Annotated in this window: 10 protein-coding genes and 2 pseudogenes; 8 read left to right on the plus strand and 4 right to left on the minus strand. The window is 44.8% G+C overall.

Going from position 1 to position 18,793, the window contains the following annotated elements; all coding sequences use genetic code 11:
• Positions 1-1,128 (plus strand): RHS repeat-associated core domain-containing protein (locus FS373_RS32655; protein ID WP_194165958.1); only part of this gene is annotated, 1,128 nt, incomplete at its 5' end.
• 1,828 nt (positions 1,129-2,956) lie between these two features.
• Here FS373_RS32655 and FS373_RS30955 read toward each other — a convergent pair.
• Positions 2,957-3,136 (minus strand): hypothetical protein, encoded by a 180-nt coding sequence (locus tag FS373_RS30955; RefSeq protein WP_152831477.1) that lies wholly within the window; start codon positions 3,134-3,136, stop codon positions 2,957-2,959.
• A gap of 659 nt (positions 3,137-3,795) precedes the next feature.
• Between FS373_RS30955 and FS373_RS30960 the strand changes: the two genes are divergently transcribed.
• The 5 genes from FS373_RS30960 to FS373_RS30980 all read left to right on the plus strand — a co-directional run bounded on the left by FS373_RS30960 (position 3,796) and on the right by FS373_RS30980 (position 12,872).
• Positions 3,796-4,029, plus strand: coding sequence for a GNAT family N-acetyltransferase (locus tag FS373_RS30960; RefSeq protein ID WP_227993435.1), 234 nt, complete (start codon positions 3,796-3,798; stop codon positions 4,027-4,029).
• A 1,393-nt stretch (positions 4,030-5,422) separates the two neighbouring features.
• Positions 5,423-9,520, plus strand: coding sequence for a TOMM system kinase/cyclase fusion protein (locus tag FS373_RS30965; protein ID WP_152831478.1), 4,098 nt, complete (start codon positions 5,423-5,425; stop codon positions 9,518-9,520).
• A gap of 9 nt (positions 9,521-9,529) precedes the next feature.
• Positions 9,530-10,864 carry a hypothetical protein gene (locus tag FS373_RS30970; RefSeq protein ID WP_152831480.1) on the plus strand — a complete coding sequence of 445 codons (1,335 nt, stop codon included), beginning with the start codon at positions 9,530-9,532 and terminating at the stop codon, positions 10,862-10,864.
• Positions 10,865-10,906: 42 nt separating this feature from the next.
• Positions 10,907-11,644, plus strand: coding sequence for a hypothetical protein (locus FS373_RS30975; protein WP_152831482.1), 738 nt, complete (start codon positions 10,907-10,909; stop codon positions 11,642-11,644).
• Positions 11,645-11,888: 244 nt separating this feature from the next.
• The gene (locus tag FS373_RS30980; protein ID WP_152831484.1) at positions 11,889-12,872 is read left to right on the plus strand and encodes an FHA domain-containing protein; all 984 of its coding nucleotides are present in this window, start codon (positions 11,889-11,891) and stop codon (positions 12,870-12,872) included.
• A gap of 434 nt (positions 12,873-13,306) precedes the next feature.
• Here the strand turns inward: FS373_RS30980 and FS373_RS32365 are convergent.
• The 3 genes and pseudogenes from FS373_RS32365 to FS373_RS30990 all read right to left on the minus strand — a co-directional run.
• Positions 13,307-13,625 (minus strand): annotated as a pseudogene (locus FS373_RS32365) (IS3 family transposase); the annotation flags it as partial.
• 438 nt (positions 13,626-14,063) lie between these two features.
• Positions 14,064-14,993: a LysR substrate-binding domain-containing protein gene (locus FS373_RS30985; RefSeq protein ID WP_322619592.1), complete on the minus strand. Its 930-nt coding sequence runs from the start codon at positions 14,991-14,993 to the stop codon at positions 14,064-14,066.
• Positions 14,994-15,005: 12 nt separating this feature from the next.
• Complete coding sequence (locus tag FS373_RS30990; RefSeq protein ID WP_152831486.1) at positions 15,006-15,896, minus strand: LysR family transcriptional regulator; 891 nt, start codon at positions 15,894-15,896, stop codon at positions 15,006-15,008.
• Between the two features lie 1,370 nt (positions 15,897-17,266).
• Here FS373_RS30990 and FS373_RS30995 point away from each other — a divergent pair.
• Positions 17,267-17,397: pseudogene (locus tag FS373_RS30995) on the plus strand (IS6 family transposase); the annotation flags it as partial.
• Between the two features lie 147 nt (positions 17,398-17,544).
• Complete coding sequence (locus FS373_RS31000) at positions 17,545-18,702, plus strand: hypothetical protein (protein ID WP_152831488.1); 1,158 nt, start codon at positions 17,545-17,547, stop codon at positions 18,700-18,702.
• The last annotated feature ends 91 nt before the right edge of the window (positions 18,703-18,793 follow it).

Raw genomic sequence — 18,793 nt, forward strand, 5'->3', positions numbered from 1 at the left:
CACGGGGATGTGTTGACGCAAGAGGAGTATTACCCCTTCGGTGGCACGGCAGTGTGGAGTGCAAAGCATACCTCGGAGGCGAAGTATAAATATGTGCGTTACTCAGGTAAAGAGCGGGATGTCACAGGGCTGTATCACTACGGTTACCGTTATTACATGCCGTGGATGGGACGCTGGCTCAATCCGGATCCGGCCTGGATGGTGGATGGCTTGAACTTGTATCGGATGGTGAGAAATAATCCTATTACTTTGATTGATGATGACGGACTTGTTCCCATCGGTGCCAAACAGAAAAATGGTTTGTATGAGCCTCAGTTAAGAGTGGGTCCTCAAAGGGAGGTTGAAGGCGCTCAGATAGTCATGCCAGCTCAAGACTCCAAGACAATATTCAAGCTTAATGCTCATCCTGAGCGGCTACGGGATGTGTTGAGCAAGGAGGCTTTAAGTCATGCGCCATTGCTGACAGACCTGATAAACCCTCAAAAAGTTAATCTATCCTCAATAGATGAGCAAACCCTCCAACATAAACAGGGCGGCGGTAAGATGATGTTTGGGGCATTAAAAGTCGTCAACAACCAAAGTACATATCATGCTTTGCACGTGGTTAACCCGCAAAAACCGTTAATAACGACAGGAATGAATGCCGAGTTGGCATATTGGACGCCGCAAGGGGGGTATGTTGATATTCCAACCTTGCCCGCTAATGGAGAGCCTGAACTTGTTTTTACCCCAGGGTTTAGTGGCTGCTCTTTTGTTGTTGATCAACTCGACCCTAAAACATTGCGAGTGTATCATGTTCAAGGAAATAAAGAGAATGAGGAATATAATCAAAGGGATAATCAACATGGAGAAGGGCTTGTTGAGGCTATGGAATACGTAGATTATGGTTTCCATACTGATGAATCTGGTCAAGTAATGGAAAATATAACGGGCTCAGCCTTTATGGCGTTTGACCGTAAAGACAGCGCTTGGGGTATCCATTATCAAGGTATAGCCAATACCCCTGCTATTTCTGCAATAAATGAAACTGCTCCAACCTTCTTTAATAAAAAGGGGAAGCTTCAAGTCACAACACAGTTTTCCTCGTCAAGTAAAGTCTCTCATCTTGGCAGTAAATCATTAAGATGAAGAGGCTGCTAACGTATAAAGTCGCAATGAGGTGTTTGTTTATAAAAATCATATGACGTTGTTTTTTGTTATTGTTAAGTGAAAAAATACATTTATTGAAAACGGTTAGTTTGCTACTGTTGGGAAGTTAAGATCTCGCGGGTCGGGATCTTAAGCCTTTAAAGTAAATCATATACTGATTGATTACTTTTGATGTTTTTAGGGGTATTTTCATAAGATTATTACACTCACCATTCCCATTCCCTTTACTCGGTCGCGTCCGTTACTCTGCTTTGATGATATTGTTTCACTGCAATTAAACGTGATTTCAGGCACCCCATAGAATTGATGCTCAAATGCCGTTCGCTGGTTAATCAAGTTTAGATTGAGTCACTCATGGATTGGCCTGTTGCTACTGGCAAGGGCATCAATAAGCCCTCTTTTGAGTGCGTCTGAATAGTGACTTTCTCTTAGTAATAGGTTGATACCGGATAAATCTCTCGGGTGCAGCACTATCCAGTGCAGCACCCATTTTTCCACCCTATCATTGCGCCAACGACACATGTTTAAAGAAACACGCCGCGACGCTATTCATGCTAGCGCATCTTGATCGCTGTGCACCATTAATGTGAGTAATACTTTGCTGGCGACCTGCAATCGGGACGTAAGTCAGATCGATATCAACAGATAGCCTTGGCATGTTCAACACAAACAGACTGGAGTATAACGGTGATTGGATACACTGCGTCGCTGAGTGCCAGTGTTTGCTTCACGGCCTGTCTAACAACGTATTGACTGCATCTATCGCGTCAGATTGGATGACTATATCCACTGGATCAATACGCTATCCCTTTATTTTACCACATTCAACCTCGGGCTCAGAGGGTGAACCACATAGACGTACTCACTCAACGCCATGGGAACTTGACCATACACGTTATGTGATATAATCGTTTTAGAATGGTTGGCAAAAGAGTCCGTCGTACCTGGGTAGGTCTCTTGACTACCGTCAATACGCAGATTGACAAGTTTGATGTGGCGACAAAACCTCCCTGAAAAACCTAACAGTTTATTATACAGACCTCAAAAAATAGTCTACCTCATAGGGTATTGGGCTACTATGTACAGGCGCATAAAAAAGTATCAACAGAAAGTTGACCAATCCACCTGTTGCGCATACAAAAATAACACTTTAAGCTTCAAGGCAACGATCTTGAAGCCCTCATGCTCTACCACATTTGTGTCGAACTACTGTGATTACTGATTTTGGCGAATCTATGGTTTATAAAATTAAGCTGATGCGATGTGAATGTATAAAATTTTGATGACAGCTATTTTGTAATATGAGTGTACATCGTAACTAATTAGTCAGCATCTTCCCTGGTGTTCAACACCTTAAAGCCATGATGCTCATATAACTCAATCAGTCTTTGACTATTTTCACACTCTAGTATGATAGCGCGCCCACCGATTAAAGACTTAACTTGGTCAATGACGCAATACACTTCATCTAAAACACCTTGAAGAGTAAGTGCGTTGTCGTCGACACTATAGTTCTTTGCTAGTTGGCCTATCAAAAAGACCCGAAGCCTTTCTACATCCTTTCGCATTCCATCAAGCTTTTTAACTTGTGTTTTCGCGAGTTCGAAGCTGCCAAGATACAATTCTTTAAAGGATATGGAAAAGTAAGCCAGAATGAGGCCTTCTTCATTTAATATTAAGTATGTTCGTGCACTGTCGCTTTCTTCAAAACGGATGGACTTAAAACGGAGGAAGTCTTCTACATCGGGGTTTTTGGGGCAAGTAAAATCTAAAAAGAGCTTGGAAGTTTCTTCTTTTTCAAACTCTTCTAGTAAGTCTCCAAGCTTGACAATCGTTGTCTTAATAAGCTGATTCCTTTGACTTTATCTTTTTTATGATCGCGCTTCTTTACTTCCACTACGCGCGGCTTGCAAAGTTCGCTCTTCAATTGTTGTATACTCTTTTCATCAGTAACAACAAAGTCTTTATTGAATGACGCAGTTGCCATAGCTACCACCTCTTTTTTGTTAATGTCGTCAACAAAGCAAATACAATATAACTTTATGACATTGTGTTGTAATGTGTTACAAACTGCGACTCACTCCTAGCGCCTATCATTGTTTTTACCCCCTTATCTGCTAATACAGAAAATGGCGGCAATGATTACCACCCACTCATGGCATGTTACACCACAAACCTTAATTATCTGAAATTACAGTAGAACAAATCCATACCGATGGCCTTGATAGGATGTGCGGTTTACGGGTAAAAAAAAGCCCGCCAAGAATGGAAAAAGGCGGGCAACAACTTAGTTAATGCTATTCATTTATATCTTGATGAGCAGCGCCATGTAAGAGCACTTCTTGTATAGTAATGTTGAACATTGCCTAGTTCGCCCCATTATCTGTTCACTATTACCTCCATAGCCTGCGGTTTCTTCATCATGGTAGGGTCTCCCAGCATGCATAGGCACACAACCGTCAAGTGCTTAGCTATGTGAGCTGTCGCTTCGTCAGCATCAATGATAACAATGAAGATCTTGAGGGGATGTCAGTGGGTCTCAGGCTTTGGAGGTCATGCCTGTAAGGTGTCAGTGTAGATTGATTCCAGATAGGCAAATACGGCCACACCAATGACATATCTCAATATACCACGGCATTTGGAGAGATGGCGCAAAAAAGCCTTAATCACTCTTTATTTCATGTTGGGATTTGTGACGGTAACCAGTTGGTTGCAATGGGGCGTGTCGTGGGCGACGGTGCTATGTCTTTTTATGTACAAGATGTGGTTGTGCACCCAGCGTATCAAGGTTCAACCGCTGCGCTACTGGCGGCAAAAGGAAAGGAAGCCTTTTATGAACGTTTTGGTTATATTCAACGACCAAGTGATTACCTTTGGTAATGGCATGAGTAAATTCTTTTAACCGTCGTGATTCATCACTATTTAGCTGCGGTCGGCTCTTGTTGCATTGAGCGAAATGACTCAGCTATTTTGTTGGTCATCATAGTGGGATCTGTTTACATCAAATGGATTAAAGTGGTTGCGCTATAGCGTGGGTAAGGAAAGTTACCTTCAACGCTACCGCAGCAACTCAAATAATGATCAATACACGGTGTTAAGCCGCTGCACTGGGCTGGCGATGTCTGTCTGCCCTCGGTAATTTTAGCGATGCCAGAGTCTGTTAGTCTGAATTTAGGTAAAAAAAAGCGCTTGGCTAGGGACCAAGAGCAGAATTGATGTTTACTCTGGGCACCTGAGTTTATTTTGGAGAATGACGTCAGGTGCCTTTTGCACCAAGCCTGAAGAGAAAGTGTACTTTATCGATACTGGGCTTGATGTCTCCTGTAGGGGAAAGTCAGCCGTTTTACATTCAATGGCCCTTTGCCGTAATCGTCATCCTTGAGGCTGAACAGTGCTCCTTAAGCACGGTGTTGTCGTGAGCGGTGCTTAGCATGACGGATGACGGTGCTTGCCACCTAAAAAGGCAGTGCTTTAATCTGTATTGGTGGCTCAGCATCATCAAAATGGCTTGCTGTCTCTGCCGTTAAAATGTGCATGTTCCGTACTCTAGCAAACTCACAGCATGACAAAAGGGCAGCTTGCAGCGCTGCGCGCCACAGTGTGTTCAGTTAGTCCTTGATGCGTGGCGGCAAGTCACTCAGACAGAGGAACCTGTGGTGTACGCTGGTGCTTGAATCTTAGAAGCGTCCATCCCCAGTTCTTCATTATCTAAGATCGATAAGCATTTTAGCCAACGACAGCTACATCAATCAGTGATTAGCAAATTGAAAAAAGTTCAAGAGGAGGTCGGTGGTTAAACTTCTCATTATTTACATTTGGTTCGACACCGGTTGTTGATATCCCCATGTTAACAACTATGACAGTCATAGCGTTGCTAGCAGCTAACAGTGGCTTTATTTTCCTGAATTAAGTTGTCTTACCCATTTTCTCATCGTGGATTTCCCACATTCATTACACAAGTTTGATCAACTACGGTCTGGTTTTTATCAAGGATTAGCAGGCTGTTTTTTGCCTAAAATTGGCGCATAAGTGTGTTTAGTGGTTGATGTACATTTTGTACTAGTGCCATTTGTGAGGTTAACCATTTATTTGCGGTGAATGCGGTGAAATTGATTAATTTGTAAACCAATTGATGCATCCATGTTGTTTCCATGTTGTTTTTGTCCTTTTTTTAACCCTATTTCTTGTCATGATGAGTGGGTATTTAAAGCTGGTTGTACAACGGATGGATCCCTGTTTTTTTTAGTCATTACTTTACTCATGAGAACACTGAATGGACATAGTGCACTTAGGTCAAGACCCAGTAGTGGGGCGCTTTCACTCTCCAGATTATCAATTACTTGAAAAGATCGGCGCCGGCGGATTTGGGCAAGTCTATAAAGCGATACAGCACAGCACGCAAAAACTCGTCGCCATTAAGTTTCTCACCCTGTTATCTGATGCCTCTCCAGAGAAGAATCGACGCCATATTGCCCGTTTTCATCGCGAGTCTGATCTGATCTGTCGCCTCAACCATCCCAATATTGTGCAGTTGCTGGACAAAGGACAGCAAGGCGATAGTGTCATTTATGCGGTGTATGAATTTATTGATGGCCACACATTAAAGGCGCATTTGGAGGCTCATGGACCGCTCAGTGCGATTGATGCGGCGGAGATCATGGCCTGTGTGTTAGATGCATTGTCCCATGCCCATGAGCAAGGGGTGATCCATCGAGACATTAAACCCGCCAATATTATGCTGTATAAAGTGGGCGCCAAAACCCATGTCAAAGTGCTTGATTTTGGCATTGGTACCTTGCAACACGATGTCCGCCAGCTTGACTATAAGAGCATCACGTTAACCCAAGAAACATTGGGTACGCCCACCTACAGCGCCCCGGAGCAACTCCGAGGAGAGCCGCCGGTGGCCCAAACGGATATTTATGTGTGGGGGTTGGTGTTTTTGGAGTGTTTGTCCGGGGTTCCGACGTTTACCGGCGGCAGTTTAGCGGCCATTTTTCATCAACAATTGAGTGCATCTAATGTGCCTTTAGGGCTGTTAGCCGGTCATCGTTCAGCCCATTTATTTCGGCGTGTGTTGAGTAAAAAAGCCCATGAAAGGCCGGCTGATACGGCCAAGTTGTACCATGAATTTTGTCAGCTTAACTTTGCTAACCTGGTGGGGGCGCTCTCAGAACAGGAGCACCACCACAGGGGCTCGGTAGAGACACAGATTGTTAATAACGCTGACACTCTGATCCACGCGGGGCGTTTTTCCTACTCGCGACTCACCGAGCGTAAACCGATCTCGGTGTTAAGTGTCATTTTAGGCGCGCAGTCGTGCTCAAGTGCCCATCCAGTAGAGCAGGAGATCATCGACACCTTCCATCACGACTTAATGCAACAGTGTATCGACATTGCGATCCGTTATGGGGCGAATCACGTGGGTGGGCTAGGGGACAACCTGTTGTTTTATTTTGGTCATCCGAACGTGAGTGAAAATGACAGCCGGTTATGCAGCCGTACTGCGTTGGACATTGTCAGTAATTTTAATAACAAGAATAAACTGTTGCAGCACAGCCATGGCATTGTCAGCCAGGTCCAGATGGGAATTGATATCGGTTACATGGTCAGTGTTGCCAATGCCCTGCCGGAAGGCCATACCGCTCATCAAGCGATGACGTTGTGCCGCAAGGCCCAGCCCGGACAAATTTTATGCTCTGACAGGGCAAAGCAACGGCTTGAAAGCCATGTTAATTTTGATTTTTTGCCCGCCAGAGAGTCTCACCATGAGGGGACTCTGGAGCCCCATTGTTATCAGTTAAGCAGTGAACGCCAATCTGAGGCATTTGGTTTTCTTCGGGGCACACGAAAGCACCGGGGTTTTATTGGTCGAGAGCAGGAATTGACCCAGCTCATTGCGGTACTGACCAGCCCATGTACCGCTGCTGCAGATGCGCGTGTCCTTGGGCCTGTTGTACCTGGCCAAGGGCATTTACTGGCGCATGTCTATGGTGAAGCGGGGATCGGTAAATCCCGTTGCGTGCTTGAGCTTAAAGAGCGGTTGGTGAGTCGGCGTTACTTTGTGGCTCAGTGTTTACCCGAGCATCAAAATAATGCGCTATCGCCGATCTTAACCTTGCTGAAACATCAGCATGGCCTGATGGGGATGTCGGATGAGCGCTGCCGTGCACACTTAATGGTGATGATCGCGAAAACGTCGCTCAGTGAGTCACATCAACGCCAAGGTTTGCTGGTATTAGCTGCGTGGTTAAACCTTCCTTTGAGCGACGATTACCTGTTGAGTGAATTGTCACCTGAGCGCCAAAAGCGGTGTTTATTTGCGGTGATCAGTGCGTTGCTTTGCCACGTCGAGGTGGTCGGCGATACGGCAACGTCGGAGCGGGATCAATACTTATTTATTTTTGAAGACATGCATTGGGCGGATCCTGTCAGTTGCGAATTTATCCGTTATCTGGTGAGCACTGAGGTGTTTACCCAAGGTCGCCATGCCTGGCTCAACACCTCCCGCGAACCGCTACCGTTGACGATGAGTGCGTTTATCCCAGTGGCCATCAATCGACTCTCCCGCTCACAAAGCTATGCCTTGATTGATGAGTTGTTTGACAGACAGCGGCTAGCTGCAGGGTTGACGGCGCTATTGATTGAGCGCACGGATGGGATCCCGCTGTTTATTGAAGAGTTGATCACCAGCTTGCAACAGCAAAAATCCGTGCACAAAGTGAATGGCATCATCGATTTTGTCGACCATGACACCCACCCCGTGCCTGCGACCTTAAGGGAGCTGTTACAGCAGCGACTCGATGGGTTGCGGTTCGCCAAAGAGACGGCGCAACTGGCTGCGACCATTGGTCGTGCCTTTGATTATACGTTACTGATCGCCGTATCCGGTAAAGGTGAAGCGCAGGTACAACAAGATCTGCAGGCCTTGATTAACGCTGAATTAGTTTACCTTCAACGTCAGGTAGACGGGGATCGATATTTCTTTAAGCATGCACTGGTCAGAGACGCCGCTTACGATGGGATGGAACGTCCCGCGCGGCAACAGGTGCACCTGCAGTTGGCGCGTATTTTGGTGGATGATTTCGCTGACAGAGTGGCGCGCCACCCGGCAGAAACCGCGCGTCATTATGCCGGCGCCGGCGAATGTGGTGCTGCCAGCACCTATTATGCATTAGCAGGCGATCACGCGGTGACGATTGCATCCCATAGGGAAGCGGTGACGTTTTATCAGGCTGCCCTTGTCCAGCTGGACACGGCAGACGGTGAGTATCTGCTGGAGAAAATGGAATTAAATACTCAACTTGCCAATGTGTTGACCATGAAGTCAGGCTACGCCAGTGAGCAAGTGGAGCAGATCCAGCACACCCTTGCCGAGCTCAAAGCGCGGCAAGCTGAGGATCATGTCGGCGAGGCCAGGGAGATGACCGACACTTTGCGCCGCCAAGCGGCGACTGATTGTTGGGGGCAGTCGGTGTTCCAGATGGTGTCGGGCAATTTTGAACAGGCGCTGGCGCTCACCACCGTGTACCGGGCTCACTGTGTCCCCGGCGATCACTTGGCACAAATCTGTCCGCATTTGTCAGAGGCCTTTATTGCATTGTGGCAGGGACAGTTATCTACCGCATACGGGCTCTTGCAGCAAACGGCGCAGTTCAACACCCTAGCGCGTCATGGCTTAGGTGAGAATTTTCAAGCCGACTGTACGGCGTTGTATGGCTATAACACTCAGGTGGCGGCGGGCATATACACGGCACTTAACCACTATGTGTTGACGAATAATGCCCCTGAAAGTGGTGCCTTTGCCCAGGACGCGTTAATGCTTGCGAGGCAAGCCTCACACCCTTACACCTTGGTTCACTGTTTATGCCGTGCGGCGTTAATTGACATTATCATGGCTGATCTCCCGTCTGCGTACCAAAAAGCCAATGAAGCACAGTTTTTAGCGGCGCAATGTGACATTGCTCTTTGGCATGCTGTCGCCAAGATACTCAGTGGTTATTGTGCGGTGGTATTGGAGCAAAAGCCACAAGGGCTGAGCGACATGAAGCAGTCCATTGCGGCGTATTTGGATACCGGGGCCATCACCAATGTGGCGATCTATCAGACCTTGTATGCCGATGCGTTACGGGTGTGCGGTGAGGAGGGGGCATCGATAGCGATGTGCGATCAGGTGATCGCGGCGTGTGCTACGAGTAAAGACGTTTTTTATCTGTCTGAAACCTATCGTGTGAAGGCTGCTGCGCTGCAAGGCACTGAGTCGGACAGTGCTGGGGACAGGGATCTCAATCAAGCCCTGGCGATTGCCACAGAGCAGCAAGCTCTGGGGTTTATCCACCGTATTAATAACACGCGTAGTGCAATGGCTTGAAATCACCGTGTGTGCACAATCATAAAGGGAGGTGTGATGAGTCGATTTACGATGAAGTTGGCTAAAGGGAGCGTGGTCTGGCTGTGGGTGTGTTTACTGGTGCTGGTTGCTGTGCCGAGTGTGGCCACGGAGGATGCCCCCGATCGGGAATATGTCCCCTTGGTGAATGCGCAGCTCAATGTGAAGGGGATGCGGGGGTTTGCAGGACGGGCATTACAGCGTTTTACCCAGCCTGCGCCGATCTGGAATGAGGTGGATCGTCGCTGGCGTTCAATCAATGAACTGAAATACAAAGGTGATCAGTGGAGTGCTGCTGAAGGTCCTTCGCAGGCAGCGTATGCCGCCTGCGGCGCGCTACAGCAACAATACCTGCAGCAGGGGCAAGCCTATCGCATAGTGGCTGATTTCAATACGCCCACCGGCAGTCCTTTGCTCGACAGTGCCTTGAATCCGATCGTGTACGATGTGTTGTTGAATCAAGTCGCGGAGTCGGCGATCACTGAGCATCAATCGGGGCGGTTCGCTTTTCCGGGACAAATGGCTAACAGAGACTCACAGCCCAGTCGCCCCGGGGCCATTTTAATTAAATTTGCCTGGCAAATCGTCGTTCAGGATGCATCCTATCCAGCCACGGTATTTTATCGCGATAAAGTGCTGCTTAAGTTACCCAATATGCCTAGCTGCCGACGTACTGATGTGGCGCTATTGGGTTTTCATGTCGCCATGAAACCGCAGGCCAACCTCGTCAGTGATGGCACGTTGTTGAAGAGCAGCCCCTTTACCTGGGCGACTTACCTCCACCCTGGTGTGGCGCCGAGTTATCAGCAATTGGCAGCGCTGCCTATAGGGGAGGAACCTCAATGGTTGCTGTTTAACCAAGATAAGGGGGTGACTACACCGTTGCCGCTCGATACGTGCCCTCAATTAACCCAGTACCATCATGCGTGTTGTCAGATGCTGAGTGCCGATCAAGTGAGCGCTTGTGGTGAGTTAACCGCTCAGATCATCGCCAATGAGGAGTGCGTGATTAATCAATCTGGCAAGTCGGGGCAGCGGGTTAGCGCTGATTTGGTGCAAATGTGTCGCCGTGACATCGCGGCAGATGCCGACACGGTGGCGGTAACGCCTGCGCTGGGCGCGCCATGGGATCAGTATGAGTTTATTGATATTCAGTGGCATCCCATTATGGGTCAACCGATCCCGGCGACGCTATCTAACCCGGTATTAGAGCCGTTCTTTAAGGCGTTCACCCCGCCCCACACCGGTAATGTCAGCTGTTTCAATTGTCATCAACAAGCCGCCGATACCGATACCATGTTCAGCATAAAAAGTTTACTTAAATGATGTTTTACCCCCATCCATTCACCTTAATAAAGGGATTTAACTATGAATGTCGCAATGAAAGCCGCCGTGTCTGCAGATAACTCGCCGTTTCCGCAAAACTGGTTAGACAGCATCAACAGTAATCGAGCTAATTTACTGCAATTTCTGTCCAATGCTAATGCGAGTTTACCCGAGCCTGAGGGCGGTGGTAAAAACATCCCACGGATCTGCAATGATTTGTATGATGTGATTGAGTCTTCAGCGGGCGACGCGAAGACAGCCGCTGAGCAACAATTAACCCTGATCTATAAAAACAATTCCACTTTGCCCGATGGCAGTCAGTTGTCGGATGAATATGTCAGTGTGATCATGGCATTGAACTTTAGCACCAACCCCCTTGAGCTGCAGTCACTGATCGGGGTTGTGGGTGATGCCATTTTTGCGCCGGTATTTGTGGCTGGTTTTACGGACAGTCATGGTATTAATTTGCTCAATAGCCTCATCGCCACCGAAACTGAGTCGGTGCAAAGGTGGATATTGAACCTGACGTTTGAACTCCATGCGCAGTCCGCGTTTAAAGCCTCGGTTAACCGGGCGATAGCGAGCAGCGACATCGCTGAATTAACGGAGCTGCTTAATGGCGTTGAGTGGGATGGTGTGGGCAGTGTTCAAAGCCATCAGTTGTATATTACCCAAGTGGTCAATGGGCTGGCTACGCAGTCTCAGTCGAGTTTTGATAAAGCGCAGCAGTCGTCACTGACGTTTAAGATCGGTGAAATTGCTTACGTTCAATTGTGGTAACTGCACCGTAATGTCATACCAATGCACTGCTGGATCCGTCATCACGGTGCGCATCAGGGCGGGATGCATGGGTCCTGCCCGTGTGCCTCTTTCTGGTATATCAGGGGGAGGCAATGTGCGTCGAATAAGTCCCCGCGGTGTAATAGTGGGGTAATACTGACAGCTTGGTTGATCCGCTAAAGTACAACAGCTAAAGGGTGACATTATTTAGCCCCCGATTGATGGCCCAAGATTAAGGAATGATATGGCTTACTTAACTTCAACAACGACGCAGTTTCAATTATACCTCAAGGCCTTTCATCAGTTTGGCCGACTGGCAAGTGCGGTCGATACGGTGATAGACAGTCCGGAAATCTCTCGGCTCCATGCGGTTATTGAATGGATTGATGGCGCGTGGTTTATCCGTGATCTGAGTAAAAATGGCGTGTGGCTAAACAAGCAGATGCTCACGGTTAACCAATTACATCCCTTACAGCTACACGATACGATCTGCTTTGCGGATCAACAGCATCTTCAATTTGTGGTGGATAATGTCGATGAACCCCAAGATGTGTTGGTGCCACATGCGCAGGATGAGCGGCAAGGCCAAGGGGCGTCACAGGTTAAGCCGATTTTTTTACAGCGTTACCATTTTTTGCCGACGGAATCTTCGCCTGAGATCATCATTTTTTATGATGTAGCAGCGCAGTGCTGGCTATGTGAAAGTGTCGATAACGGCGCAGTGAGTCAGATTGAAGACGGTGAATTATTGAAGTTTTCAGACTCGATGTGGCAATTAGTCAAAGGGGCCACGAGCTGTGAAAAAGAGACCATTGCCCTTAATGACAAGCCGGAGAATGACTTATGTTATATTTTCAACATCAGTCAGGATGAGGAGTTAACCGAGCTGACGCTTAAAAATCGTCAGGGTTTGATTAAGTGCGAGGTGCGCAGTCATCATTATCTCACCGCGCTATTAGCAAGATACAAGGGGCAAGATCAACAACAAGCCCTACCTGATGCGCTACAAGGCTGGCGCAGCATTAGCCAATTAACCAAGGACATTGGCTTATCTGAAAATCATGTCAACATACAAATCCATCGTGCCAGAAAACAGCTCGCTGACAAACTTCAGGCCAATGGTCTGTGCGAACCATTACTGATTGAACGCCAACGAGGTCGCGTCAGACTGGCCGCCAGTAACTACCAGGTGTTCAAAGGTCAGACGTTGGAAATTGCCTCGATATAGCGCGAGTTGTCCCCTGAGTAAATGGCCAAGATCGTGTGTGGGGGGGGAATTAGCGCTATAGCTGTTGATGGTGGATAATAGAACCATCAATTAAGGTAATAAGCATACCTATAATATGTTCTTTTCATCTACCTGCGTGTGCGAAGGGCGGCTTGAAATATTAACGATATCTATAATCTTGGGTGACTGAATACCGTTGTTCGGTAAATACGGATGGGTGCTGATAAAGTTGCAGAGTAAGACGGTAGGCAGTCTGGGTAAGTTGATTGTCTGTATCTGCTAATATCAAGGGCACGGTTTGAGTATATGTTGTTTATCCCCTTAGGGATGATTTCCCGTATTCTTCCGGGAAGCTGATTATCCGCGGTTAGTCGTGCGACTTGGAAGACCATTTCATCAGGGGACTGTACTGCTCAAGTCTAACCAGACACTTTTCAAAGGACATTGTCATCGTTAACAGGTGATTCATCTCCGTTAGGGGGGAACCTTTCAACGTTGTAATATCGCATATAGCGAGTCATATCTTGCTTCATATGCGCTTTAGTTGGCTGAGCGACTTTAATATCCAATCAAGCTGCCAAAGAATCGGTATACCACAGCATTATGCCAACAGGCGCCGACATCTCCCATGCTGGCTCGGATACCATAACTAGACAGTAACTACCTATATCGCTTGCTTGTATACTGAGAAACTCTATCACGATGAAAACCATGGGGTTTTCGCATAGTTATGCTGGAGTACAAACGTACTGATTTTCAGATACCATTAGGCTGCAAGCGCGTAAAACTCATCCCAAACAGATACACCTTCAGGGTTGTCTAGCTGCCCATTTTTAATCATCGACTACAGTTCTATACTCGCCAATGTGACCGTTGCTCCTTCGTCAGATTTCAACTTAGTGCCTGGTTCATTTTTCCTTTCACAATACGGTGACTTTGTTTGACAAGACTGTTTAAATACTTGATTGAAAAGATTTCAATCAAGCTCAGCATGCGTCGGCTATAACAATATTCAACGTTGATATTGTGCAGCGCTAACGCGTTAAAATGATTGCCATTAATCACCCCCCCCTTTTCTGGTGATCCGTGTTAGAACATAAAATAAGTGATTAACAGGTTGTGTTGCAAAGCTCGTCAATTGGACAGCATAAAAATTCATCATATTTCAGTTTTCCTGCCGCGCTTACTGCATTAATTGGGGTCTAAATGTTCATTAATCAAACTCAAGATACGATTTTTAAACCATTGAATGAGTCGATCGTTATGCACTCGTGTATGCCAAAATAAATAGGTGGGAACACTCTTTGCTTCTGGAATATGAACACGCAATAAATGCTGTCGCCAGAAAGGATCATAAAAGATCCTCTTTGGTACAAAACCAACATGTTGCCCAGCTAACAATCCATGTAACATCACCATCATCGAATCACTACTAAATGATACATGCCGAGTATAATCATGCTGATTTGCAAGCTGATGTATTGCCGACTCCAATGAATCAGAGGAATTATATTCAGCAGTCGTATGAGAAAAGATTTGTTTTAACGTCGGTTTGTTAATAACTGCAAGTGGGTGATTTTGAGCATAAACAGCATAATGATTGACGTTAGGGATAGCATCCCCATAAATATTCATTGGTGGATATTCACTGGCAGCCGTGGCTAAATCTAATTCCCCGGCCTCAAGCATCGAAAACACGTGACGAGATTTATTCATGAACTCTAACTGAATATAAGGCGCTTCATTTGCCATTGTTTCCAATATTAATGGCATAAACAGTTCAGTCTGATCGTCTCGAAATGCAATGCGGATCACCCCATGGACATCTGATACATCAAAAGGCGATTGCTGGATAAGACAATGACTCATTTGTAGCCATTGATGTAGATTTGGTAATAGTGATAGCGCTTTATCGTTAGCTCTGATCTTATATCCCTGTTTAAAGAACAGTTCATCTTCAAAAAAAATGCGTAATTTCTTTAAATGCTTACTCATCGTCGTTTGAGAAAACCCAAGACGTGCTGCACTCCTCGAAACATTCTGCTCTTCAATCAACACGGCTAAGCTTAATAACAAATTAAGATCGCAAGCTTGTATACGTTCTAATGTCGAATAATGCACTTTCCTTTCCCCTCAATCTTGCAGTATTTTAGGCAATAACAAAGTCAGTTCATTTCGTAACCATTTGTTTACTTCCGAATGCTCGCTATCATCGTTCCAGAAAAGCTTTAATGGATGTTGCTCTATCTGTCCTTTCCATTGGAGCGCAGTATTGACATTATCTCGCGCCTTTGTCACATAACGAGGTAGCCAAGCAAGTGTATTAGAAGTCTTCAAGGCATTCACAACCGTGCCTAACGAGTCTGACTTCAAAGCGGTCATCTCATCGAGACTCTTATCAGTGGTTACTGATGACTTGTCACAGCCGAGATGCTTATACACCAACCGTTTTAATTCTTTATCGTGTGAAAAGTGAGGCATTGAGGCATCTTGAAAAGCAATAGATGAAATTATATTGTGATTAAGATCATGAAAGCTTCCGTTATGGACGCTAATGACAAAATCAACCTGCCCTCTGCGGAGTTGTTGAAAACTATCATCACCAAGTGCGCTTATTTGCAGGTTCAATTTCGGCGCTAATAGCTGTAAATGCGTAATTATTTTAACAATACAGACCCTAGCACAGACGTCATCCATGATAAGTCGTACAGTGCCTTGAGTTGTTAATGCACAAAATTGACGGCATTCAATCGTATTAATCATGAGTGCCAAAATGGGGGCCAGTGTTTGGTTTATCTCTTGAGCCTTGTTGGTTAAAATCATGCCTCTTTGAGTTTTAACCAACAAGGGGTCGCTAAATATTTTACGGAACTTTTTTAGCAATTGACTCATTGCAGGCTGAGAAATCTCAAGCGTTGTGGCGGCATTGCTTACATGTTTTTCGTTTAACAAGACCGCTAACATAGGGAAATAATTAAGATCAAGATAAGCCAACTCATCAAAAGATTTCTTTATCATATTCATAAGTAAATATTCGCTAAAAATTGAATGATAAGGCTCTATAATATCTACAGCATTTTTTACATGGTTACGCCGCTTTTATTCCGTTAACAACAGCATCGCCCTCACCCAAAAAGACAGGGCTTGCTGATGTTATTGTCTTGATATCTATTATTAGCAATTAACATTTTCATCTTGCCTCTTTAGTGGCTTTGTTAAGATATCTCATGTGAATAAAGTGAGAGTGATAACATTACTGTGTCTAAATATAACTATTTAGGTTGGTATGATTGAGTCGATATGTATTTTAGTTTGTTAAAGTATGTTCATAACGTTATCGTATACCAGTCTGATTCATCAAACGGTACACCTTAATATAATTCCAGTCAATCATGCCGATATACTAATAATTGATGTTCTGTAATTTTAGGTTTTAGGCGGATAAATAATATTGTTATTGATATGAATGATCGCTATCAACAGCCAGATGTAATTATTTAAAAAGTGCCCTTAGTTGTATTCATAATGCTGAGTCATCTACTGATAAGGAGCAGGAGTATAAAAAGTGTAGTAATCGCTGGGGGGATTGTTAATAATGTTATTTGTTCAATGTATTCTTAAATGAATAATACGTAACAGACCGGAAATACCAGGGCGAGATAGCGAAAAGGTTCAGCCAATTAACTGGGGAAAGGGTTTTAATTTGATGGTGCTGTGACCTTATACTCTCTTTTGTTGGGATCATATCATTACTCCTACCAAAGATTTTGAGTTGAATGCATCTCTGCTATAGATAAACATGGGCATACCGTTGACTTTTATTTAACGTTCTGACGCAATGCAAAGACTGCACCAATTTTTTGGATAATGCCTTGAAAATGCTGGGATCCTGCGAGTGTCCCTTCGTCATCAATGAAGACAGGTTATACCACCATCAAAGAATTGAAACTGATACATGTTTAAAAATGACAGTTCAAGATCTGATTGTTCGGTCAAGAATCACAGGAGAGATCCGTCTAATGGCTAATGCACGCGTGAACGATGAATCATCAGCCAGATCATCGCAATACTTTTGGGATAGGACTTATCTTGGCAACAGAGTCGACATTATTCGGGTTATTGTCATCGGTTGATTGTGAAGTGTAAATGTTTAACGAAGACATATTTTAGCGTTCAACAGAACCTTCACTGGTCAATTCCATATGCTTATAAAGGTTATATGATTAATTACGGTTACATTAAATGGAAAATATTTGTTTAATGAATTTGTTGCGTTATTTCTTATTTAAAATAATGTAATGTTAATGCTAGCATAAAAAAGTTTTACATGTCAAAGAGGTATCATTATATCTTTACAAATGATTATGACGGGCGCTGTTGCAAAGAAGGTCTAATCAGCTAAACGGTTTTTGGCTAAAGCTTTAAAGGGCTCAAATGCTGGGCGTGTCCCTTGGCCATCAATACCGACAAGGCCGCCTCCTACGGCGCCGCTATTACGGATTTAAAGAAAGAACCGAGTTGCTCTATTTTTATGATGGCTGCATTAATTTTTAACTCACCCTACACACGAAGCTATCAAAGGTGTAGGGTTAACCATGAAGTCAAATAAAGCCGAAAATTATTACACCTTAATTATCTTAATTATCTTAACTATATATTATATGAGGGTTATATGACTATAAGCATAACTGATATTACATTAGACAACATTTATACTAACGCAACCAGTACAGAGCATAGCACTTCGGTATATGCTAACGGTAAGATGCAAGTGGTAGTATTTCCCAGTGTCACTTATAATGGCACTGAATCGATTGATGCAGTGACACAATATGTCTACGACCACACCAACTTATTTTATATTGATGGTGTCGGGGAGTCTCATCCGGTCACCTGGACACGGTCGGATGTCTCTAACGAATATCTCCACGATATATATAACGGAGTAGAGAGCGAGGCGGAAGCTAAAACCATTACATCAGACATTAGGATCCCCATTTACTTTACTGTGCCTTATGCCGCAACTGGCAACTATAAATGGGTGGCTCAATTGAGTGATGGTACTGATACCCAATGGACTTCCACCGACGAAAGCGAGATTGTGAATATTTCGGCTGAGATGTTATCTATCTCTGAAGATAAGATTGAAATATACGATATGAAAAAAGTTAATCTCGCCACCTTACGGGTTATCCGTTATGTGGCAGGTAGCTTTCCAGCGACTCATCAACTGTTAGAAATGGCATCTGATTTTTATGGCATAGATTTTACGCCAACACATCATCTTCGATTAGTTGGCGCTTGGGGGAGAGGAAGTGGCAGCAAGGCTGCTGGTTTTTTAATAGGAAGGCCATCAGCGAGTGAGCTAGCTGGAGGTGGTGTTAGAATTGCGTATTCGAATACTCAGTATTACACCGATATATCTTCAGTGGCTACATATTATCATTTTACCGATTACGGTCTGTCTGACGAAGATGCGCATTTTCAGCATTTCGCTAGTTACGATAATGAATATAATATTATTAGAACTGATGACAGTAGTCATTGGGAGGATTTAGAAGCAAGTAATATCGTGACGGAACAAGAATACCAGAATGCTCTAAATTTAGGTGTTATCTGTGTAAAGTATGAAGCTGTTGATATGTATTTTAACTGGTCTGGTGGGACTGTTGATGGAGATGTCTGGGCCGGTTGTGGAGATTTAAAAATGATTGATAACTACGGAAACATTATTAAATTCAATATGAATTGGGATTATGGAATTAATGGAGAAAAGCCAGACTGGCACCACAATTGGAAAGTCATTGATCCGGTAGTTGTTGCACCTTAATAGCACATGTTGAATAAGTGAAGTGTTACATGATGTATTTATCTGTTTTATAAAAAACGTGTAAGACAAGTAAATATAATCATTAAATTAC

The sequence above is a fragment of the Shewanella sp. YLB-07 genome, from assembly GCF_009377275.1.

What these genes read in the sequence shown, in the direction of transcription:
- FS373_RS30965 (WP_152831478.1), top strand. Translation starts at nt 5,423, where the DNA reads ATGGACATAGTGCACTTAGGTCAAGACCCAGTAGTGGGGCGCTTTCAC.
- FS373_RS30990 (WP_152831486.1), bottom strand. Translation starts at nt 15,896, where the DNA reads ATGAATATGATAAAGAAATCTTTTGATGAGTTGGCTTATCTTGATCTT.
- FS373_RS30980 (WP_152831484.1), top strand. Translation starts at nt 11,889, where the DNA reads ATGGCTTACTTAACTTCAACAACGACGCAGTTTCAATTATACCTCAAG.
- FS373_RS30960 (WP_227993435.1), top strand. Translation starts at nt 3,796, where the DNA reads ATGGCGCAAAAAAGCCTTAATCACTCTTTATTTCATGTTGGGATTTGT.
- FS373_RS30975 (WP_152831482.1), top strand. Translation starts at nt 10,907, where the DNA reads ATGAATGTCGCAATGAAAGCCGCCGTGTCTGCAGATAACTCGCCGTTT.
- FS373_RS31000 (WP_152831488.1), top strand. Translation starts at nt 17,545, where the DNA reads ATGACTATAAGCATAACTGATATTACATTAGACAACATTTATACTAAC.
- FS373_RS30955 (WP_152831477.1), bottom strand. Translation starts at nt 3,136, where the DNA reads ATGGCAACTGCGTCATTCAATAAAGACTTTGTTGTTACTGATGAAAAG.